At 65.8% G+C, this 19,705-nt stretch carries 20 protein-coding genes and 2 pseudogenes; 6 read left to right on the plus strand and 16 right to left on the minus strand.

Annotation, left to right across the window (positions count from 1 at the left end; all coding sequences use genetic code 11):
• Positions 1 to 2 precede the first annotated feature (2 nt).
• Positions 3 to 734: a histidine phosphatase family protein gene (locus PQI66_RS08820; protein ID WP_339997554.1), complete on the minus strand. Its 732-nt coding sequence runs from the start codon at positions 732 to 734 to the stop codon at positions 3 to 5.
• Positions 735 to 980: 246 nt separating this feature from the next.
• On the opposite strand from PQI66_RS08820, the gene PQI66_RS08825 reads away from it, so the two are divergent.
• The 3 genes from PQI66_RS08825 to PQI66_RS08835 are packed head-to-tail and all read left to right on the plus strand — an operon-like array spanning position 981 to position 6,486.
• Positions 981 to 2,486 carry a DUF3375 domain-containing protein gene (locus tag PQI66_RS08825; RefSeq protein ID WP_339997556.1) on the plus strand — a complete coding sequence of 502 codons (1,506 nt, stop codon included), beginning with the start codon at positions 981 to 983 and terminating at the stop codon, positions 2,484 to 2,486.
• On the plus strand, positions 2,483 to 3,148 hold the full coding sequence (locus PQI66_RS08830; RefSeq protein WP_339997557.1) for a DUF4194 domain-containing protein: 666 nt from the start codon (positions 2,483 to 2,485) through the stop codon (positions 3,146 to 3,148). Before PQI66_RS08825 ends, PQI66_RS08830 begins: the two co-directional genes overlap by 4 nt.
• A gap of 2 nt (positions 3,149 to 3,150) precedes the next feature.
• Positions 3,151 to 6,486, plus strand: a complete 3,336-nt coding sequence (locus PQI66_RS08835) for an ATP-binding protein (RefSeq protein ID WP_339997696.1) — start codon at positions 3,151 to 3,153, stop codon at positions 6,484 to 6,486.
• Between the two features lie 331 nt (positions 6,487 to 6,817).
• On the opposite strand, the gene PQI66_RS08840 is transcribed toward PQI66_RS08835, so the two are convergent.
• A complete protein-coding gene (locus tag PQI66_RS08840; protein ID WP_339997559.1) occupies positions 6,818 to 7,006 on the minus strand; it encodes a hypothetical protein in 189 nt (62 codons plus the stop codon).
• A 482-nt stretch (positions 7,007 to 7,488) separates the two neighbouring features.
• On the opposite strand from PQI66_RS08840, the gene PQI66_RS08845 reads away from it, so the two are divergent.
• Entirely contained in the window at positions 7,489 to 7,665 is a 177-nt protein-coding gene (locus PQI66_RS08845) for a hypothetical protein (protein ID WP_339997562.1), read from the plus strand.
• Positions 7,666 to 7,682: 17 nt separating this feature from the next.
• On the opposite strand, the gene PQI66_RS08850 is transcribed toward PQI66_RS08845, so the two are convergent.
• From PQI66_RS08850 to PQI66_RS08900, 11 genes and pseudogenes are all read right to left on the minus strand, one after another.
• Positions 7,683 to 7,943, minus strand: a complete 261-nt coding sequence (locus PQI66_RS08850) for a hypothetical protein (RefSeq protein ID WP_339997564.1) — start codon at positions 7,941 to 7,943, stop codon at positions 7,683 to 7,685.
• A 551-nt stretch (positions 7,944 to 8,494) separates the two neighbouring features.
• A complete protein-coding gene (locus tag PQI66_RS08855; protein WP_339997566.1) occupies positions 8,495 to 8,809 on the minus strand; it encodes a hypothetical protein in 315 nt (104 codons plus the stop codon).
• A gap of 625 nt (positions 8,810 to 9,434) precedes the next feature.
• Positions 9,435 to 9,689 (minus strand): hypothetical protein, encoded by a 255-nt coding sequence (locus tag PQI66_RS08860; RefSeq protein WP_339997567.1) that lies wholly within the window; start codon positions 9,687 to 9,689, stop codon positions 9,435 to 9,437.
• A gap of 19 nt (positions 9,690 to 9,708) precedes the next feature.
• On the minus strand, positions 9,709 to 10,179 hold the full coding sequence (locus tag PQI66_RS08865) for a universal stress protein (RefSeq protein WP_339997569.1): 471 nt from the start codon (positions 10,177 to 10,179) through the stop codon (positions 9,709 to 9,711).
• A gap of 85 nt (positions 10,180 to 10,264) precedes the next feature.
• Positions 10,265 to 10,744, minus strand: a complete 480-nt coding sequence (locus tag PQI66_RS08870; protein WP_339997571.1) for a universal stress protein — start codon at positions 10,742 to 10,744, stop codon at positions 10,265 to 10,267.
• A complete protein-coding gene (locus PQI66_RS08875; RefSeq protein ID WP_339997573.1) occupies positions 10,741 to 12,360 on the minus strand; it encodes a tripartite tricarboxylate transporter permease in 1,620 nt (539 codons plus the stop codon). Before PQI66_RS08875 ends, PQI66_RS08870 begins: the two co-directional genes overlap by 4 nt.
• A complete protein-coding gene (locus PQI66_RS08880; protein WP_339997575.1) occupies positions 12,357 to 12,884 on the minus strand; it encodes a tripartite tricarboxylate transporter TctB family protein in 528 nt (175 codons plus the stop codon). Before PQI66_RS08880 ends, PQI66_RS08875 begins: the two co-directional genes overlap by 4 nt.
• Positions 12,884 to 13,900 carry a tripartite tricarboxylate transporter substrate binding protein gene (locus PQI66_RS08885; RefSeq protein ID WP_339997576.1) on the minus strand — a complete coding sequence of 339 codons (1,017 nt, stop codon included), beginning with the start codon at positions 13,898 to 13,900 and terminating at the stop codon, positions 12,884 to 12,886. Before PQI66_RS08885 ends, PQI66_RS08880 begins: the two co-directional genes overlap by 1 nt.
• Before the next feature lie 307 nt (positions 13,901 to 14,207).
• Positions 14,208 to 15,139, minus strand: a pseudogene (locus PQI66_RS08890) (IS5 family transposase).
• 312 nt (positions 15,140 to 15,451) lie between these two features.
• Entirely contained in the window at positions 15,452 to 16,375 is a 924-nt protein-coding gene (locus tag PQI66_RS08895; protein ID WP_339997577.1) for a DMT family transporter, read from the minus strand.
• The gene (locus PQI66_RS08900; protein WP_339997578.1) at positions 16,372 to 16,842 is read right to left on the minus strand and encodes a DUF2000 domain-containing protein; all 471 of its coding nucleotides are present in this window, start codon (positions 16,840 to 16,842) and stop codon (positions 16,372 to 16,374) included. Before PQI66_RS08900 ends, PQI66_RS08895 begins: the two co-directional genes overlap by 4 nt.
• A gap of 108 nt (positions 16,843 to 16,950) precedes the next feature.
• Between PQI66_RS08900 and PQI66_RS08905 the strand changes: the two genes are divergently transcribed.
• Entirely contained in the window at positions 16,951 to 17,430 is a 480-nt protein-coding gene (locus tag PQI66_RS08905) for an Lrp/AsnC family transcriptional regulator (RefSeq protein WP_339997579.1), read from the plus strand.
• A 29-nt stretch (positions 17,431 to 17,459) separates the two neighbouring features.
• The gene (locus PQI66_RS08910; RefSeq protein ID WP_339997581.1) at positions 17,460 to 17,678 is read left to right on the plus strand and encodes a hypothetical protein; all 219 of its coding nucleotides are present in this window, start codon (positions 17,460 to 17,462) and stop codon (positions 17,676 to 17,678) included.
• A gap of 41 nt (positions 17,679 to 17,719) precedes the next feature.
• Here the strand turns inward: PQI66_RS08910 and PQI66_RS08915 are convergent.
• The 3 genes and pseudogenes from PQI66_RS08915 to PQI66_RS08925 all read right to left on the minus strand — a co-directional run.
• Positions 17,720 to 17,959 (minus strand): annotated as a pseudogene (locus tag PQI66_RS08915) (transposase); the annotation flags it as partial.
• A 110-nt stretch (positions 17,960 to 18,069) separates the two neighbouring features.
• Positions 18,070 to 19,179 (minus strand): DNA alkylation repair protein, encoded by a 1,110-nt coding sequence (locus tag PQI66_RS08920; protein WP_339997584.1) that lies wholly within the window; start codon positions 19,177 to 19,179, stop codon positions 18,070 to 18,072.
• Positions 19,172 to 19,687 (minus strand): MarR family winged helix-turn-helix transcriptional regulator, encoded by a 516-nt coding sequence (locus PQI66_RS08925; RefSeq protein WP_339997585.1) that lies wholly within the window; start codon positions 19,685 to 19,687, stop codon positions 19,172 to 19,174. Before PQI66_RS08925 ends, PQI66_RS08920 begins: the two co-directional genes overlap by 8 nt.
• Positions 19,688 to 19,705: the final 18 nt, after the last annotated feature.

Genomic DNA, 19,705 nt, shown 5'->3' on the forward strand with positions numbered 1-19,705 from the left:
TGTCAGTCCTCGTGGCCGGCACCGCCACCGACCTGGACGTCGTTCCCGCCCCGGTTGTCGCCCCGGTTGTCGTCCCGGTGCTTCTCCCGGTCGGGGGAGGGGCTGAGCCACGCCAGGTCGCCCCCGGAGGTGTTGACGCAGAGGACATGCGGCATCGCCGCGGTGTAGCGGATGACCGACACCGACGCGGGGTCGGCGTAGACGCGTTGGAAATGGTCGAAGGGCATGCCGTAGGCGTCGGCGATGACGGACTTGATGATGTCCCCGTGGCTCACCGCGACCCAGACGGCGCCGGGGCCGTGCTCTGATTCGACGACGGCATCATGGTCACGGATCGCGGTGACGGCCCGGGCCTGCATGTCCGCCAGGGATTCGCCGTCGGGGAAGACGGCCGCCGACGGCTGCCCGACGACGGTCTTCCACAGGTCCTCCTTACCGAGCTCGGCGAGTTTGCGGCCCTGCCAGTCACCGTAGTCGCACTCGGTGATGCCCTCCTCGGTGGTGAAGGCCGGAGCGCCCGACTGGTGCTCGAGGATGGCCTGGGCGGTCTGCCGGCACCGCTGCAGCGGGCTGGAGACCACTCCTACCAGGGGGACCGTCGCCAGGCGTCCCGCGGTGCGTTCCGCCTGCCCGCGGCCGGTATCGTCCAGAGTGACGCCGGGCGTGCGTCCGGCCAGGATGCCGTCGGTGTTCGCGGTGCTACGTCCGTGTCGGACCAGGATGACTGTGGCCATGGGATCGAGGCTAGTCGGGACGGGGCCACCGGTGCATGCGGCGCCGGGCCTTCGTCATCTGAGCCACCCCTCAGGGCAATTCTGGCCTCGGATTCGTCCTGAGCGGTGTCTCAGATGACAGGGCGCGCACACGGAGTCGCGAGCAGGCACGTCAGCCCGGCCCGCACCACCCGGAAACCAGCCCGGAATCCGCCCCCGACCACACAGAATCCAGCGCCGCGAAGCCGGGCGCTACACTCTTCCCCGATGGTAATCATGCGTGCAGAGGCGGCCTATCAACGGACAGCGGCGGCCTTCAAGAACCCGACACTCGACCTGCTGCACGGCAGGTACGCGCCGTTCGTCGTCGCGGCGTTGTCACTGATCTTCACCCCGGACCGTCCCACCGTGGCGATCTCCGACGCACACGTCGAGGTCGGCGACGTCGTCGACGAACTCCGCGCTGCAGGTTACGACGAGGACGACCGGGGCTCCCGGGGCCTGCCGTCCGGGAACGGTCGGGAGATCTGCCGCTACTGGGTCCGCGTCGGCTGGTTGGTTCCCCAGATCGAGGACGACGTCGAGGTCTACCGGCTCTCCGCCCAGGCCGTCGGCGCCCTGGAGATCGTCGGTCGCAGTGGTCTCGGCCGTGCCCGGGTGTCCCGCTCCCGCGTGCGGACCCTGTTGGACGCGGTCGAGCACCTCGCCCACGAGGCCGAGACCGACCCGCAGGAACGCATCGCCACGCTGCGCGCGGAACGTGCGGCGATCGACGAGGAGATCGAGAAACTCGAACGCGGGGAGGTCGACCCGGTCGATGACGACCAACTGCTCGAGGAGGCGGAGAACGTCGTCCACCTGTCCCGCGAGCTTCCCGCCGACTTTGCCCGGGTCGCAGAGTCGATCAACGCGATGCAACGCGACGTCGTCGCCGACCTGCGCCGGGACGTCCGGCCGACCGGCGAGGTGCTGCGCGAGTACCTGCACCGCGGCCAGCATGTCATGGAGGCCACGCCCGAGGGGCGTGCGTTCTCCGGCGCGCTCAACCTCATCGGCGACCCGGAGAACATCGACCACCTCACCGACCAGCTCAGCATGCTGATGGCCCTGCCGTTCTCGCGGCACATGAGTGCCGATCAACGCCGCGAACTCCTCGCCATCGCCCGTCGGGTCGAGCAGGGCGTGCAGGAGGTGCTGACGGCGCAGCGTCGTGCGTCCCACGTGATCACCGCGCAGGTGAGGACACACGACCCGGTGCGCGACCGCGAGGTCGACGACCTGTTGCGGACCGCGATGTCCGGGCTGCAGACCTGGATGCAGGAGACACGGACCGACCCCAGGGCCCACGACGCCGTGGAGCCGCTCCGCAGTTTCCCGACGGCACACCTTGGACATCTGCGGCAGACCCTCAACGACCTGCACGTCCCCGGTACTCCGGAGCCACTGCGCCGGGAGGACGACGCCGTGGACGCCGAGTTCGTCCACGCCGACACCCGCGCCTGGGGAGGGCCGCGCTACCCGGAGTTGGAGCAGTTCGTCGCGGACCTCGACGGGCCATTCGACCTGGCCACGGTCTTCGGCACCGTGCCGGACGACACTCGACGACCCGTCGACCTGCTGGGACTCCTGGAGATCGCCCACCGCAACGGCATGGAGGAGAGCGACGACGTCTCGGTCGCCGAGACCCTGCGTCCGGACGGGACCGTCCGCCGGTTCGCTTTCGGTGCCGTCACCGCCCAGACGTCGCAGCCCGGACAAGGAGCAGAGGAATGACCGAGAACGATCCCTTCATCGACACCGTCTCCATGGAGCAGGACCCGGACGAATGCTTCGCCGGTGACCGTGGAGTGCTCGACCCGGAGGTCCGCAGAGTGCTGGTGCGTCTGCTGCAGCGCCGGTTCCTGCAGGCCGACCGGAACCGTGACGACTGGAAAGTCCTCATGGACAACCAGCAGGTCATAGAGTCGCGCCTGCACGATCTGTTCGTCCGGCTCGTGGTCGACTCCGACCGCGGGGTCGCCTACAAACAGCAGGTGCGCTCCGACGAACTCGACGTGCCCATCCTGCTTCGTGACGAGGCGTACAGCCGCGCCGAGACACTGGTGCTGGTGTACCTGCGCACCGTCTACCAACGGGAGTCCACGGCCGGTGAGCTTGCCGCCCGGGTGGACGTCGAGGAGGTCGAGCAGACCGTGATGACCTACTTCACCGAAGCCAACGGCGACATCGCACGGCGGCAGAAACTGATCCGCAACGCCCTAGGGCGACTGCGTCAGGAGGGCATCATCGACGAGGAGACCGAGGGCCGCTACCGGATCAGCCCCCTGGTCGAGATCGTGCTCAGCGCGGACCGGCTGCGGGAACTCAATGATTGGCTGCAGGAACAGATACAGGAACAGATACAGGAACAGATCCAGGGAGGTTCTGAGCTGTGACGATGCTCGACACGTTGTTCGGACTGGTGCCGGCGGAGTCCCGCGGGCAGCAGTGGCTCGCCGACGAGCTTCACCTGGTCAACTGGGGTGGGTACGACGGCGCCCACCGCGTGAAGTTCTCGCCGGAAGCGACGCTGCTGTGCGGCGGGTCCGGCTCCGGCAAGTCCACGCTGATGGACGCCTACATCGCCCTGATGATGCCGCACACCACGCCGTTCAACGGCGCGTCCAACGGTGGTGTGACCGGCCGTCCCCGTGGGGAGGACCAGCGCAACATCCTGTCCTACAGCCGCGGCAAGATCGACGAGTCCCGCACCGATGACGGCACCCAGGTCACTGTGCTGCGTGGGGACGGGTGTGACACCTGGACCGCGGTCTCGATGACCTGGACCGACCACGACGGCTCCCGGTTCACCGCCGTGCGCGCCTGGTACGTCCCGGCGTCGGCCCGGGTGCTGGAGGACACCGTCAAGGTCCGCGGAGTGGTCGAGGGAGATTTCGACCCGGCCGCTCTCGAGACCGCCGCGTCCCAGCGTCTGGCGGATTCCGCGGTCAAGGCCGCCGGCCTGGAGACGATGGCCACCGACCGCGAGTTCCTGGCCCGGGTGCACTCCGTCCTGGGCATCGGGGCGGCGGGTGCAGGTGCCAAGGCCATGAGTCTGCTGGCCCGGATCCAGGCGGGACAGCAGATCACCACCGTGGACGAACTCTACAAACGCATGGTCCTCGAGGAGCCCGAGACGATGGCCACCGCGGATGCCGTGGTGGCACACTTCGATGAGCTGGAGAGCACCCAGACCAGGATGGTCACCGCACAGAAACAGGTGCGGATGCTGCAGCCGATCCGGGGGATCCGGACGAAGATCGAGGAGTCCGCCGAGCGGTTGCGCCTGCTCGACGAGATCGGGCGCTTCTCGGACCCGGCGTCGTTGGCGGCCCTGTGGCGTACCGGGCGCCGACTGGAGCTGCTCCACGAGGCGGAGACCGAGGTCAGACAGCGCAAGCAGGCGGCGGATGCGGAGGTCCGCACGCAGACGGCGCTGGCCGAGGCCGCGGAGGCAGAACGCGACGGACTGGTGGACGTCCTGCGTCACTCCGGTGGTGACCGGCTGGACACCGCCGAGCGGGAGCTTGCCCAGGTGGAACGCCGGCTGTCCGCGGTCAGACAGGCCCGCACCCGGTTCGATGAGAGCATCGCCTGCCTGGAACAGGACATCGTCTCCGAGGACGACTTCACCGCACTGGCCGAGCGCGCCCGCGCCGCCCTTGCTGACCCTGGAGCGAAGGCCTCCGCCCGTGACGACTACGCGGACTCCCGCGTGGAGCTCAAGGAGCTACGACGCCAGCTCGCCGAGCTGGAGACCGAACAGCGCTGGACCGAGCAACGCAGGGACAACATCCCGGAGCGGCTGCACGTCGCCCGACGGCTCCTCGCCGATGCCGCAGGCCTGTCGATCGAGGACCTGCCGTTCGTCGGTGAGCTCATCGACGTGTCGACGGAGTTCGAACCCTGGCGAGAGGCCTTCAACCTCGCCCTCGGCGGTTTCGCCACCACGATGCTCATCGACGCCGACGACCTGGCCCGTTTCCGGGCGGCCGTGGACGCCGTACGCACGGACGTCCGGCTGCGCTACGAGGGTGTGCACACCGGCTTCGCACAGCGCGGCCGTCTCGACCCGCAACGCCTGCCCGGCCGGCTCGACTACCGGGAGACCGCGTTCACCGGGTGGTTGCAGGACCGGCTGGAACGCCAGTTCGGTTTCTACTGCGCGGATTCCGCGGAAGGGTTGTCGGCGCATCAGCCGGCGCTGACGATCACCGGCCAGGTCTCCCAGGGAGACCGGGGTGCCCACGGCGGGCAGGGGGGTCGCAACGTGCTGGGCTTCTCGAGTCGGCGGCGGCTCGCAGAACTGGGGGACAGTATCGTCACCCTGCGTGACGGCATCCGCGCCGCCGAGGACGCGGAACGTCAGGCCGGCGCCGAGCTCGACGACCTGGACGCCCGCCATGCCGCCTATGCGCGTGTGATCGACGTGAGCTGGGACCAGATCGACGTCGCCACCGTCGAGCAGGAGCGTGACCGCTGGGCGGGCATCATCGCGGATATCACCGACGGCAGCCCCGAGATCGCCGTCCTTCAGCAACAGATCGCCGGGCTGAAGACGAAGGTCACCCGGCTGCAGGAGAGCACCGGTCGGGCCAAAGGTGAGCAGGAACGGCTGGCCCGGCAGTGGGCCGACACCGTCGACGAGGTCGACGCGGCGCAGGAGGCACTCGACGAGGCGGAGAACGCGGAGCGCTCGCTCGACGACGCCCAGGCGTCCTACCTGAATGAGCGCTTCGACCCGGCAGGGGACGGCATCGGCGGTTCGCGCCTGGCACGCTTCGACGCTGCGCTGGACACCGCCTCCCGCCGTCTCGAGGAGGACCGGGCGGCGGCGCAGGCGACGGTGAGCGAACAACGGGAGACGCTGCGTCGGACGTTGGAGACGTTCCTGGACGCCTGGCCGAACCCCACGTTGCGCGCCGACCCGGACACGTCGTTGACGGACTTCGAGCGGATTCTCGACGACCTGGAGACCAGCGGCCTCCATGAGCTGGAGGCAGAGTGGCGGAACAGTCTGCTCACCCTGTCCGGTAACGACCTGACCAACCTGGAGTCCACCCTGGGCCGCTCCCTGCGGGAGATCCGGGAGCGGATCGAGCCGATCAACCGGATCATGGAGAACCTGCCGTTCTACGACGACGACCACCGTCTCCAGATCGTCCCGCGCGAGAACCAGTCGGAGGTACGGCGACGGTTCCGCAAGGACCTGCGCGACGTCCGAAGCCTGATCGAGGACGCTGCCGGCGATGCCGAGCGTGAGCAGGCCTACGAGCGCATGGCCCGTCTGATCAACCGGATCCGACGGACCGCCCCGGACTTCGCCGACCTGGTCGACGTGCGCAACCACGTGCGGGTCAGTGCGGAGAAGATCGATGCGGAGACCAAGGAGCACGCCGCCCTCTACGACCACATCGGCGAGAAGTCCGGTGGCGAGTCGCAGGAACTGATCGCCTTCATCGTCGGTGCCGCGCTGCGCTACCAGCTCGGCGACGCCGACGCCGAGCGGCCACGCTACGCCCCGGTGTTCCTGGACGAGGCACTGATCAAGGCGGACGCGCACTTCACCAAGCGCGCCATCGGCGCGTGGCGCGGTCTGGGATTCCAGCTGGTCATCGGCGCGCCGAATGACAAGTACAGTGCGATCGAACCGCATGTGGACGTCGAGTACGACATCCTCAAGGACACCCGGGGCCGGTCGTGGGCGAAGCCGAAGGTGGCGTTGCCTGCTTAGGCGTCGTCGGCCCCCTTGGCGCGGTTACCGGTGAACGCCCCAGCAAGCATCACGACGTTTACGGAACACAGGAATCCAGCTAGCCAAGGTTGGTTTTCGTGAACAGCATAACCCGCCAAACCGAACACGGCGAAGACGGCGACCAGACCGACTACCTGGCCAAGGATTGCGATCTTCCTCGGATTGTCCACCGCGCTACGACGGACGTAGTTGTCCGTGTTAATCGTGTCCGTGGTGGTTTTGACCCATGCCTGGTAAACCTCCGGCGCTCGCGTACGGAGCTCCTCGGAGGTCTCAGGGTCAGGGAAATTCTGAGTGATCTGCTGGTGATTCAGCTGTATTTGAAGCTCTGGCGGAACTGCCGGCCCGTTGATCGGGCTGCCTGTGGGAAATCTCTGCTGGAAGTTGAGGGGGTCAGCTTCTGCATGCGGCGGTACGTAGTGTCGCCCCTCATGTCGATCAGGCTGCCGACTCCCGTGAGGAACGCCCTGCGCTTCGTGCTGGGGTTCAGGATGCTCATGATTCATACCATACCTTGTTGGTGTTGGGTTGTGGAGGTTTTGCTGGCTGCGACCGGTGCTTCTGGCTCTGATCGCCACGCTGGCGGGGAGGCCGGTTTGCCGGTTGTGAGGTTACGGGGCTTCCATGGTGGGGTCGCCGTTCTCGTCGTAGTACCGCGGCGAGCTCACTTGGTTTTCCTGGTCCCACCAGATCGGTTCCCCGTTTTCGTCGTAGTAGCCGCACACTGCGGCTGGGCCAATACATCCGTCGGAGCGGTACGGCTCGTCATATGTCCGGGTGGGCTCCGTCAGGCGGTAGAACTCTTCGGGGTCGATGACTCCGTTTGACGGGTTGCAGTCGGCGTAGTCCCACACGTAGGCATCGGTGCCGGGGCATCTGGTTCCCTGTCCTGGTGGCGCCCAGATACCCCGTTGGGCGGGGACAGGGTTCGCTGCCGCAGGTTCTTCTACCAACTGCTCTGGCTCGAGGGGCTCCGGTGTTGTGCTGCTGGTAGTTGTTGAGGTGGTCGCGCTCGTGGTGCTTGAGGTGGTGGATATAGCGCTGATCGTCGTAGAATCCGGGGTCTCGTCGGCGCCACACGCGGTGAGGGCGAGAGGAATGGCGAGCAGTGCGGCAAGGACAACTCGTCGTATGGTCATCGTGGATCTCTTCTCGTGAATACTGTCAGGCAGCGGTTAGGGTGTGCTGTTTCGCTCTGCTTCAGACTTGAGTACCCGCCGTTTGAACTCGTCCAGGAGTTCGTCAGTAGGCACTCTTTCGAGGTTCCGCAGGGAAACTGCTTCGTCAAGGTCACGGACATCCACATGCCAGGCATAGTAGAGGTCACTGAGGGGCGACTCACCGAGTTTCCTGGCCTCGGAGATGATCTGATTCGGAGTCATTTCCTTGATGCGTTTGTGCTTTTCAACAGTTCGTTGAATGGTCTCGAAATCCATACTTGTTTCCTTTCAGCTGGTACTGCAGGATCGTCATCAGAGTGCCGTCGTGCTGGTGGGTAACGGGATGGGTAACTCGCCCGACTTCTACGAGGCTGGGGGCTACCATGAGTTCTCCCGCACTTCGCCCTCCCCTCGCTGCTTGTTTATCGGTGCTCCTGTCCGCATCGAATCCATCTTCGGTGTCGGGGAAGGTGCGGACAGTTCCATCATGCTGATCGTTCGGACATGGGTGCCCCCAAGTGTTCGAATGAGCAACGTGAACCGCTGGGGATGCCGTGTTTTTCATCCCCTTGGAACCCGATGTGAGTGTCTGCCGACTGTGTTTTCACGGTAGTCAGAGCTTAGGACGTAGCCCCTGAGGATGATGTGCCCTCGCCAGGACTATCTTGCCGAGTTCCTTGAAGAACCTGCCGGGTCGGTGAAGGGCCTCCTGGTCTGCCGTCGCGCTGTCGGGAGGACCAAAGATCCGCTATATCAACGTCGCCATCTTGGCCAGCTCGGCAAAGACACCGTTGCGAACTGTGGGTGCCCCCGGGGCGTCTGTTGTTTTAACCACCGTCGCCGGTGCGACGGGTGACCTTCAACTCGCCGGACGTGGTCTGGCTGAGGTGCCAGTTCTTCGCGCCGATCGGCGTGCCCGCGCCGGTGGTGTAGGCGCTGACCTGCAGGTGGCCGGCCGTGGTGCCGGTACCGGTCTCGGCACCATGCGTCGGGACGAGCTCGGCCTCAGCCTCGGACTCGTCGGAGAAGACGAGCAGGCACTCGGCCGCGCCAGCGGGAAACTCCTGGCCGTCCCGGAGCCGGAGTACCGCTCCGGGGAAGAGGTGGGAATGGCTCACGTGGAAGGTGATGACACTGTCCATACGCCTTATCGTACGGAGCGCGGTCTCGTGCCATCGCTTGGTTGGTGTGACCTCAGGGAACCGTCCGACCAGAGGGCTGCTGACGCGTGTCCCAGTAGCAGCTTGGGGTAGTACGCGGGAGCGAACCATGGAACACTCCTCGAGGGGCCGAGATACCTGTCCAGTGTGAGACCGCCGATCGTGAGTGCAGGTCCGAGAATCCGCCGCGCCGGCCACCACGCACGGATCGTCGCTGTCGATGCCAGGAGGTAGCCGTAGTGGAATGTCGCCCACGTAATACAGTTCGGACGGGTTCCGATGCTGCGGTCCAGCCAGGCGACGGCGTACGGATGGACGTGAAGGGCGGAGAACCACAGGTGGTTGAGGTGGCCCTGTGTCGGGCGTTCGTACCAACGGGCACAGGCACGTGTGTTGTTGACGTAGGCACCTCCGACCAGGTCAAGCGCGAGGAGTGCAGTGATGCCGACGGCGGCAGCCCCCGCACCTCGACGACGTGAAAGTGTCGCTGCACCGACAGCGCCGATTACCGACGTACCCAGGGTTATCCAGTTGTTTGCACGGGTCGCTTCAGGCCCGACGAACCGTGACCAGTGTGCTTTCAGTGGCATGGATTCTCTTCCTCCAGTCACCGGGCCGTGAAGGCCTTGAGCGACCAGGCGCACACCACGACTGCGACGAGGGCGACGATGCCGTTCCCCACTGCGCCGGCGGTCGTCACCTCGTCGAAGTCGGACAGGGACACCACGACATCCAGGAAGATCATCATCATGCCGAGGAACAGCAACGTCACGCGACCGAGCACCCCTCCGACGCGGATGAGGTGGCAGAGCCACGCGGCCCCGACGAGGAGTGGGCCGACAACAAGGGAGACCAGGAACACCGGTCTGCGCCGTGCCGTCCTACTGCTGGGTCGTGTTGACGATGTAGAGATCGCAGGGCGCCTCGGCGGCGACCTTGCGGGCGATACTGCCGAGGATCCGCGAGATGCCCTGGACGTGCTTGTTGCCGACGACGATGGTGTCAGCATCAAGTTTCTCCGCCTGCAGCAGGAGGACGTCGGCGGGAGTGCCCTCCACCGCGGTGGCGTGGACTGTCAGCGACGGGTAGGTCTCACGCAGGACGGCGGCGACGGAGTCGGCGACCTCCTGGGCGGCATGGGAGTAGCCGTCGGTGAGCTTCTGATAGGCGGCCGAGGTCCCGGGGCCCATGTTGTTGCTCTTGGCCGCCTGCAGGGTGACCGAGGCGCTGATGCTGTACGCGGAGAGGACATGCAGCTCCGCGCCGATTCCGTCGGCCAGCTCCGCCGCCTTCTGAGCGGCGGCGAGCGCCGTCTGGCTGGAGTCGACCCCGGTCACAATAGTCTTCGTCATCGTGCGCCTTTCCGAAAGTGTCGCGTACACCGCGATGGTTTATGTTCCGTCAGTGTAGCTTGTCCAGCCGGGACGGTGCCTGTCGTCAGCGGTGGGTGGTGTTGACGATGTAGAGGTCGCAGGTCGCCTCGGCGGCGACTTTCCGGGCGACGCTGCCGAGGATCCGCGAGATGCCCTGGACATGTTTGTTGCCCACCACGATCGTGTCCGCGTTCAGTCGGCGGGCCTGCTGGACGAGTACTTCGGCGGGCGTCCCCTCCTCTGCGGAGGCGACGATGGTCAGATCCGGGTGCGCCTCCTGCAGAACCGCGGCGACGGCGTCTGCGATCTGGGCGGCGGCTCGGGCCTGCCCGTCGGTGAGGTTCTGGTAGGCCACGGAGGTGGAGATCCCGAGGTCCTTGGTCTTGAACGACTGCAGGGTGTCGGCGGTACTGATGCTGTACGCGGAGAAGATGTGGAGCTCCGCGCCGAGTCCGTCAGCCAGCTCGGCGGCTTTCTCGGCGGCGTTGAGCGCCGTCTGGCTGGAGTCCACGCCTGTGACGATGCTTCTGGTCGTTCCGGTCATCGTGTGCCTTTCTTGTCGTCGGTGGAGGTCGGTGCGACCGTGGCGTCGACGGAGTCATCGGGGCGGTCGGTGGTTTGGTCGGTGGTTTGGTCAGCGCTCACGTCGTCGGCCTCATCGGTCTCGTTGGCCAGCTCGGCCTTGTCGATCAGCTTCGGGCGCCGGACGGCCTGCCAGATGGCGAATGCGATGGACGCGATGGTCAGGATGCCGAGCACCAGCGGGATGGGCTCGAGCATCCACCGGAAGCTGCCGTCGTTGATGATCATCGCACGGCGGAAGCCGCTCTCCGCGATCGGTCCGAGGATGACGCCGATGATCAGCGGAGCCAGCGGGAAGCCGCCCTTGACCATGATGTAGCCCAGGATCGCGGCCAGGAACATCACCAGCACATCGAAGATGCTGGAGCGCATGGCGTAGGAACCGACGACGGCCAGGACGATCACCGACGGCCAGAGCAGGCGCGGCGGGACGGACTCGATGAGTTTCACCCAGAAGCTCGTACCGAACCAGCCCAGGATCAGCAGGACGAGATAGACGATGGCGAAGCCGATGAACAGGCCGTAGATCAGGTCGGGGCTGCCGGAGAACAGGGTCGGTCCGGGTTGCAGACCGTGCACGGTCAGAGCGCCGATCAACACCGCGGAGGTGACGTCACCGGGGATGCCGAGGGTCAGGGTGGGGACCAGGGCACCGGCGGTGCCGGCGTTCTTCGAGGACTCGGCGGCGGCGATGCCACGGGGGTCGCCCTTGCCGTACATGGACTTGTCCTTGGACGCCCGCTTGGACTCGTTGTAGGCCACGAAGGAGCTGATGTCGCCGCCGACACCGGGGATGATCCCGATGATGAACCCGACGGCGGACCCCAGGAGACTTGAGGGCATGAGCTTGCGGAACCACGAGGGCGTGGCGCGGAACTTCTCCGGCTTCATCTTGAGGTTCAGCTTCGTCAACCGTTCGACCTGGAGGAAGGCCTCGGAGACGGCGAAGAGGCCGATCATCAGCGGGATGAAGGAGATGCCGGAGATCAGGTCGGCGTTGCCGAAGGTCAGGCGCGGGAATCCCTGGATCGTGTCGAGGCCGATCATGGCGATGCCCAGGCCGAGGAACCCGGCGATGAGTCCCTTGACCATCCGGCCTTCCGAGATGGAGGCGATGATGGTGAGGGCGAACAGGGCCAGCATGAAGTTCGCCGAGGAGCCGAAGCCCAGCGCGAAGTCGGCGATCACGGGGGAGAAGAAGGCGAGCAGAAGCACACCGATGAATCCGCCGATGCAGGACGCCAGCACCGAGATCTTCAGTGCCTGCACACCCTTGCCTGCCATGGCCATGGCATGGCCGTCGGCGACAGTTGCCGCGGACGCCGGGGTACCGGGCGTCCGGATCAGGATCGCGGGGATCGAGCCGGCGTAGACGGCGCCGCCGTAGATGCCGAGCAGCAGCATCATGCCGGCGAGTGGTTCCAGGGCGAAGGTGAAGGGGAGCAGCAGGGCCACTCCGACGGTGGCGGAGATACCGGGGAGGGCACCCACCACCATGCCGATCAGGACGCCCAGGACAAGCATGGTCACGACCTGGAAGTCGGCGACGGCGCTGAGGCCGTCCATCCAATTACTCATGGCAGAATCCCCTCAATGATGCCGGAGGGAAGATAGACCCCCAGGGCGTCGGTGAACAGGTAGTAGACGGCGACGGAGACGACGACCGGGACGAGCACGAGCCGGAGGATGCTCCGGATACCCATGATCAGCAGGGCGATCACCATGAAGATCAGGGAGGAGAGCATGAAGCCCAGCGGGGTCAGGGCGAACACGTAGGCGATTCCTGCGACGACGATCAGCCCGGTCCGCATGCGTGACCCCGGTTCCGGCAGGAAGATGTTCTTCTCGCAGTTGAACAGGAGCATGATTCCGAGGATGACCAGTGCACCACCGATGAGGCGGGGCAGTGCTGCGGTACCCGGATCCTCCGGTTGCCCGGGTGCCGGGAAACCGAACGCCAGGAACAGGACGACCGCTCCGAGCACGATGACGGTGACGGCGATGATGCGGTCGCCGAGCAGGGAACCGTCCTGCGCGGGTGCCGTGTCGGCGGCCGGGGTGTCGGTGGTTGTGTCGACGGGGGTGTCGGTGGGTGATGACATCAGTTGCCTCCCAGCCCGGCGTCCTCGACGACCGTCTGATAGCGGTCGTATTCCTCAGAGAGGAAGGAGTCGAAGTCGGCGGCGTTCTTGTACTCCTGGGTGAATCCCAGGTTGTCCATGTAGTTGGAGAAACCCTCACTCTGGCGTGCCTCGTTGAAGCACTCGTTGAGGTCCTCGACGGCGTCGTCCGGCGTTCCCGCCGGTGCGAAGAGCCCGAGGATGGCGAAGCTGGTCCAGTCCATGCCGGCCTCCTTGAGGGTGGGGACCCCCGGCAGGAAGTCGTCCAGACGGTCCTCGCCGGCGATCGCCAGGGCCCGGAGCTGCCCGCCCTCGATGAACGGTGCGATCTCTGCGGCGCCGACGGACACGGCCCGGGTCTCGCCGCCCATGACCGCCTGCAACGCGCCGGCTGCACCGCCGTAGGGGACGTTGCGGATATTGGGCTGCTCGGCTTCCTGTGCCAGCCCGGCGAAGCCCATGTGGTAGATCGAGCCGGTGCCGGAGCTGGCCATCGTGACGTCGTCGTCAGTCGTCAGCAGTTCGTCGATGTCCTCGATGTCGGAGTCCGGCGGTACCCCGTAGGCGATGGGCTGCTCACTGTACTGCATGATGCCGCGGACGTCGTCCGGTCCGATCTCGGAGACGCCCAGGTGGGGAAGGATCGAGAGCTCGATGGAGGCTACGCCGATGGTATTGCCGTCAGGGGCGGAGGACGCGACGGACTGGAAGCCGACGGTTCCTGAGCCGCCGGTCTCGTTGCGGATGATGACGTCCCTGCCACAGGTCTGCTGTGCGTAGACGGCGAGCTGACGGGCGGTACCGTCGGCGGATCCGCCCGGATCGAAGGGGACGACAAGGTTCAGGGGTGCACCGTTGCCGGAGGACGAGCCCTCTGACTCGTCGTCGGAGCCGCAGGAGGTCAGTGCCAGGGCGCCGATCATCGTGAGGGCCGCGATACTGGTGCGTGCTTTGGTGCTGGTCGGAGTTTTTCGTCTAGTTGGGATCTGTCCACTCATTCATGGGTCCTCTGGTCTCAACGTCAATCGCGACGGCCGTTCGCTGTGCGCACGGTCGTTCGCTTTACGACTAAAACTTACCCGATCGAAAGTGTTAGTCACAACACTGCGAGGAAAAGGCGACGTAGATCACACTGTGGTGCGTGTGGCATAGCTATAGGGAGCATGAATAGTCACGAAGTGATGTAACTGAGGTGCCAGAAACGGTCGGTCTGGAGGCTCTGCGTCGACCGATCCTGGCACCTGGCTCACGTGACCCGTCGAGATGCCCCGACCGCCGATCTCCTGTCGCTACGCGGCGTACGTCCTAGGCCGTGTCTCTTAAAGGTGCGAGCCAGGCAACGACGGCCGACAGCACTGCCGCCGCCCGGTACACCACCGCCAGCTTGTCGTACCGGGTCGCCAACCCCCGCCACTGCTTGACCTTATTGAACGCCCGCTCAACAACATTGCGGCCCTTGTAAGCCTCAGCATCGAACCCCGGCGGCCTGCCGCCTGCCGAACCCCTCTTCTTCCGAGCGGTGACCTGATCCGACTTCTCGGGGATCACTGTCCTGATCCCCCGGGACCGCAGATACTCCCGGCTAGCCTTGGTCGGATACACCCGATCAGCCAGCACCGCATCCGGGGTGGTGCGTGGTCTGACACCACCAACCCGGGGCACCCGGATGTCGTCGATGACCTCACGCAGGACAGCACCGTCGTTGCGCTGGCCGCCAGGGACCACGATCGACAACGGCCTTCCGGCACCATCAACCCCGGCATGAATCTTGGTGGACAAGCCTCCCCGTGACCGACCGATGCCGTGACCGGCGGGTTCAGTCGGGCAGTAGCCCCGAGCGCCCTGATTCGTGTAATTCGCCCGCGCCCCCTGTGTGCTGCTCCGGACGGGTCGTGTTCGTCGCGTGCTGATGGGCACGGTTGATCGTGGCGTCCACCGACACCGTCCAGTCGATCTCGCCGGCGGCGTCAGCATCAGCGAGGATCCGGGCCAGCACTTCTGTCCCAGGTGCCGTCAGCGGTGTAGCGGCGGTGGCGTTTCCACACCGTCTGCCAGGGGCCGAAGTAGTCGGGCAGGTCACGCCAGGCGATACCGCACCGGTACCGGTAGATGATACCTTCGACGACCTGCCGATTGTTGCGAAACGGTCGGCCCCGGTGGCCGTCCGAGGACGGCAGAAGTGGTTCGATGCGGGCCCATTGGGTGTCGGTGAACTGCTGGAGGCGGGTCTCGTCCATGCGGTCCAGGCTGTCATGTCCCGGATCGACTATTTAAGAGACACGCCCTAGCAGCGAGCGCCACGACATCGCCGACTTTCACCGGCTTCTCGCCGAACTCGCTGAGCAAGATCGCGGATCCGTGGCGGATGAAGACCAGCTTGACGCAGTCGTATGCCACCGGACCGATGGGGCGGCAAAAGGTGCGTGAGTGAGCCAGGATTGCCGAGTAGCCTCGGGACCTCGCTGCCGGCGTCATGATTCAGCTGTCGTGTGAGCCTGGATAACCGGGGGTCACATGGCGCGCGAGCGGGCTCCGATTGATCGGCCAGGTCATGATCCTGGTCGGCGGCGGGCATCGATGGTGGTGACGATGATTAGTCCCGCGACGAGGATGACGCATCCGGTGAGTGCGGTGAAGGTGAGATGTTCGCGCAGAAGCAGGATTCCCAGGGCTGCGGCGAGGAGTGGTTCGGCCAGACTCAGGGTTCCTGCGGTGGGAGCACTGGTGCGGTGTAGGCCGTGGATGAAGGCCGCGTAGGCGGCTGCGGTGCCGGCCAGTCCGATCCACACGATCAGCAGGAGGGAGTCGAGGTCGGCCAGGTGCTCGGGGTGCAGGATGAGCAAGGGCGAGAGCGCGAGGCCGGCAATGATCAGGGTGATGGTGGTGGCAGGCAGGGCGGGCACGCCCGCCTGGAGGAAGCGCTTGGCCGCGACGGTGTAGACGCCGTAGCACGTGCCGGAGACCAGGGCGATCGCGATCCCGGTGATACTGAGGGATTCCTGGGTCCAGGGATTGAGCAGTACCGCGCATCCGGCCACGGCGGCGAGGGTTCCGACGACCCAGCCGGCGGTGAACCGTTCACGTGTCCACCAGCGAGCGCATAGACCGGTCGCAGCGGGGGCGACTCCGAGAGCGATGGTCGTACCGAGAGCGGCACCGAGCTGGTCGACTGCGTGCATGAAGGTGATTTGGTAGACCCCAGTGGCCAGGGCCGCCAGCAATACCCACCAGATGACGTCACGGCGCAGCACTCGGCGCCATGCTGCGGGTCTGGGGCAGAGTGCGGCCAGGGCGAGTCCGCCGAGGAGCAAGCGCGCGACACCCAGGGCTCCGGGGTCTGCGGCCGAGGAGGCGAGCACCTGGGCGGGGCCGACAGTGCCCCACAGAGCTGCTGCACCCAGGACGGCGACGGGTCCGCCGATCCCGTCGCGGAAGTGAGATGCGCGTGCGGAGGTACTGGAGGTCAGGGTCACGGCAGCAGGCTCAAGCCTCCGACGATGCGGTCGATCGCTTTGCGTGGTCCGACCAGGCTGACGGCGGCGTACTCGATCTCGCTGCTGGGCTGGGTGGCGAGGAGATCGAGGTACTCGTCGTAGACACGTGTCTCTTGGGCGACCCGGGGCATGTCGATGAGCAGCACGTCGTCTCGTCGGTCAGCTTTGTCGCGTATCTGTCGTAGCTTCGCACTGTCGGCGGCCAAGATCGTGCACCCCGACCAGGGCAGTCCGGCATGGGCTGAACCATCGGCGTCGCTGCCGCCGCGGGCCAGCAGTCCGGACACCGCTGGCGCGGTCGCGGCCGCGACGCACGCCGCGGCGTTCACGATGCGGCCTGACGGCAGAGTGCTATCCGCCACGATGACCCACTTCAGCCGCGCCGATCGGGTGGACTCACCGGTCTGGACTTCCTCCGGCGCGAAGCCACTGAACTGTTCATTCATCCAACATTGTCCGTTCGTTTCGTATGAGTGTCGCTTATTATGCCTAAGACTAGCTCTTCATGCGTTCTGGAGCTATCCTGCCGTACTTAATTCGGCTACGATGGGTGTATGGCAGATCTGGATGAACTTGATACGGCGATCCTGCGTGAACTCCAGCGCGATGCGCGGCGCACCAACCGGGACGTGGCCGCGACGATCGGTGTGGCACCCACGACGGCGCTGGAGCGGACGCGCTCGCTCCGAGAACGTGGAGTCATCACCGGTGCCCGTCTGGAAGTCGACCTCGCCAAGATCGGCAGACCCGTTCAGGCGCTGGTCGCGGTGCGGGTCCGTCCCCCCACCCGAGCCAACATCGAGGGCTTTCGCGAGTGGGCCGGTGGCTTGCCCGAAGTGCTGGGCGTCTTCGTCACTAGCGGCAGCGAGGACTTCCTGATCCATATCGCCGTCCCCGACAACGACCACCTCTACGCCTTCGTGATCGACCGACTGACCGAGCAACCCGAGGTCGCCGACGTGCGGACTTCCATCGTCTACGAACACATCCGCTCCACGATCATCCTTCCCGCCCGTGGCGAAAGCGGCACCTGACGACATGAACCTTCCCCCTCTCGATCGCCGTGATCGCTCATCCCAAGGACGGAGAACTGACCATGCTCGTCCCGCCACACCAGCATCTGCAGATCGGCTCGCTACTGTTCGAGAACATCGACCAGATCGACCTCACGGGGCCGTTCGAGGTGCTGTCGAGACTCTCCAACTCCACCTATCGCATCTACGGACGCGACCTCGCCACCGTTAGAGACATCAATGGCTTGCGTCTAGGCCGTGTCTCTTAAAGGTGCGAGCCAGGCAACGAGCGAGGATCCGGGCCAGCACTTCTGTCCCAGGTGCCGTCGGCGATGTAGCGGCGGTGGCGTTTCCGCACCGTCTGCCAGGGGCCGAAGTAGTCGGGCAGGTCACGCCAGGCGATACCGCACCGGTACCGGTAGATGATACCTTCGACGACCTGCCGATTGTTGCGAAACGGTCGGCCCCGGTGGCCGTCCGAGGACGGCAGAAGTGGTTCGATGCGGGCCCATTGGGTGTCGGTGAACTGCTGGAGGCGGGTCTCGTCCATGCGGTCCAGGCTGTCATGTCCCGGATCGACTATTTAAGAGACACGCCCTAGCCCCGGAAGAGGACATTCTCCGGAGTGCAGGCGGTCCATGGTGCTGAGCGAAGTGGAGGTTATCCCTCAGAAGCGTCAACGACGTCGACCGTCGTCGCACCGAGAATCCGCCCATTGGCCTGGATCTCGATGCGGTGAGGGCCAGGACGGATCGTCCTGATCGAGACGTGTTTGAAAGCATGACGGCGTGAGAAGCTCACAGGCTCACCCGCCGGGAGGTCCCGTACCGCGAGTTTGAACACCTTGCCCGCCTTAGCGCCGTGCGCCCCCTGGTAGTGCACCAGGTAGTCGATCGCCGCCTTCGTCGGGGCGGATGCGTGCAGCGCGAAGGAGATGGTCGTCGTCTCTCCGATGGCGATCGCCGACGGACTGCAGGACAGTTCCGTGAGCTCAATCGGAGCGTCGTGGTCGAAGCCGAGAATGGCGAGAGCCCCGGGGTCGCCTCGTTTGATCAACGTGCGCAGGCCGTGGCGCACCACGAAGTCACCTTGGGTGGACTCTTGGGCCCACCTCCGGGCGGTGTCGAGGACGAGCCCGGGGTGGTCCTTGCTGATGTCGTTGAGGTGGTTCGCGACCGAGCGGCGGACATAGAGTGAGTCGTCGTTGACCAGTGGTTCCAGAAGTGCCAGGGAGTCGGTGGGGTCGTCGACGAACTGGTACAGGCGGCGGCCCCAGGGGAGTCGTGGCCGGGTTCCCTCGGAGACGAGCCGCCGGACGTGCTCGTCGGGACTCGTGGTCCACGCCCATAACTGCTCCATCGTCGTGTCGTAGTGCGCGTCGATGAACGGACGGATCGCGAACTCGGCGGTGTAGTGGGAGGTCAGGGTCCCCAGGAGGGGGAGGGCGATGTCAGGACGGTCGAGCATGGCCGTGGCAACGTACTCGTTGACGGCCATGGATGCCCAGCCCTGCAGGTTCCCCGTCCCGCCCTGGTTGTCGTTGTCGACCGCGTGTCGAATCAGCCGGGCGGCGTCATCGGGTGATGCTGGTAGCGCCTCGGCGAGTGCTCGGGCGATCCAGGCGACCCGGGCCTTCAGTTCGAGACCGTCCAGCCCGAAGACCGCCCGCTGCTGGAAGTCGGCACTGTCGAAGGAGTCCGAGACCTCCGAGAATGCGTCGGCAAGTCGTCCGACGAGCTCGGGCGACAGTTCGTCCTTGAAATCAGCCATGTCGCTGCACCTCCGGAGCCTCACCGCGCAGCGTGGACGTTGCCCGCTGCAACAGAGCGCGTAGCTGCCTGCGCTCGGGGTCACTGAATGCCCTGCCGAGTCGCTCTTCGATCCCGCGGGCGCGGTCATCGGCCTGGAGCACAAGCTCGGCGCCGTCCTGGGGCAGGGTGGTGACCAGCACGCGGCGGTGGATCGCGGACGGGGTGTGCTCGATCAGACCGCGCTTCTCCAGCCTGTCGAGGATGGTCCCCATGGTCGGTGGCGTCACGGCAGCCACGCGGGCCAACTGGGCGGACGACTGTCCCGGCACATAATGCAGCGACATCAGGACGGCGTACTGGGGCACGGTCAGTCCCAGCGGGCGCAGGGCGTCGGTCTTCGCCGCCATCATCGCCTGCTCCGCCTGCTTGATGTGGGAACCGACCCGCGCGTCCAGGTCCTCGGCGAACTCGTGATCCCCGTGACGTGGCGGGGGGAGGACGAAGTCGGGATCGTGGATGTCAGCCATCGCACCAGAATAACGGTG

It is taken from the genome of Corynebacterium sp. USCH3 (assembly GCF_037619475.1).
GTDB lineage: Bacteria > Actinomycetota > Actinomycetes > Mycobacteriales > Mycobacteriaceae > Corynebacterium.

Bases quoted from the DNA above. Each gene is read 5' to 3' on its own strand.
- PQI66_RS08920 (WP_339997584.1), bottom strand. From the start codon at position 19,179: ATGGCTGATTTCAAGGACGAACTGTCGCCCGAGCTCGTCGGACGACTT.
- PQI66_RS08820 (WP_339997554.1), bottom strand. From the start codon at position 734: ATGGCCACAGTCATCCTGGTCCGACACGGACGTAGCACCGCGAACACC.
- PQI66_RS08870 (WP_339997571.1), bottom strand. From the start codon at position 10,744: ATGACCGGAACGACCAGAAGCATCGTCACAGGCGTGGACTCCAGCCAG.
- PQI66_RS08865 (WP_339997569.1), bottom strand. From the start codon at position 10,179: ATGACGAAGACTATTGTGACCGGGGTCGACTCCAGCCAGACGGCGCTC.
- PQI66_RS08900 (WP_339997578.1), bottom strand. From the start codon at position 16,842: ATGAATGAACAGTTCAGTGGCTTCGCGCCGGAGGAAGTCCAGACCGGT.
- PQI66_RS08835 (WP_339997696.1), top strand. From the start codon at position 3,151: ATGCTCGACACGTTGTTCGGACTGGTGCCGGCGGAGTCCCGCGGGCAG.
- PQI66_RS08855 (WP_339997566.1), bottom strand. From the start codon at position 8,809: ATGGACAGTGTCATCACCTTCCACGTGAGCCATTCCCACCTCTTCCCC.
- PQI66_RS08850 (WP_339997564.1), bottom strand. From the start codon at position 7,943: ATGGATTTCGAGACCATTCAACGAACTGTTGAAAAGCACAAACGCATC.
- PQI66_RS08885 (WP_339997576.1), bottom strand. From the start codon at position 13,900: ATGAGTGGACAGATCCCAACTAGACGAAAAACTCCGACCAGCACCAAA.
- PQI66_RS08905 (WP_339997579.1), top strand. From the start codon at position 16,951: ATGGCAGATCTGGATGAACTTGATACGGCGATCCTGCGTGAACTCCAG.
- PQI66_RS08840 (WP_339997559.1), bottom strand. From the start codon at position 7,006: ATGAGCATCCTGAACCCCAGCACGAAGCGCAGGGCGTTCCTCACGGGA.
- PQI66_RS08825 (WP_339997556.1), top strand. From the start codon at position 981: ATGGTAATCATGCGTGCAGAGGCGGCCTATCAACGGACAGCGGCGGCC.
- PQI66_RS08875 (WP_339997573.1), bottom strand. From the start codon at position 12,360: ATGAGTAATTGGATGGACGGCCTCAGCGCCGTCGCCGACTTCCAGGTC.
- PQI66_RS08925 (WP_339997585.1), bottom strand. From the start codon at position 19,687: ATGGCTGACATCCACGATCCCGACTTCGTCCTCCCCCCGCCACGTCAC.
- PQI66_RS08880 (WP_339997575.1), bottom strand. From the start codon at position 12,884: ATGTCATCACCCACCGACACCCCCGTCGACACAACCACCGACACCCCG.
- PQI66_RS08830 (WP_339997557.1), top strand. From the start codon at position 2,483: ATGACCGAGAACGATCCCTTCATCGACACCGTCTCCATGGAGCAGGAC.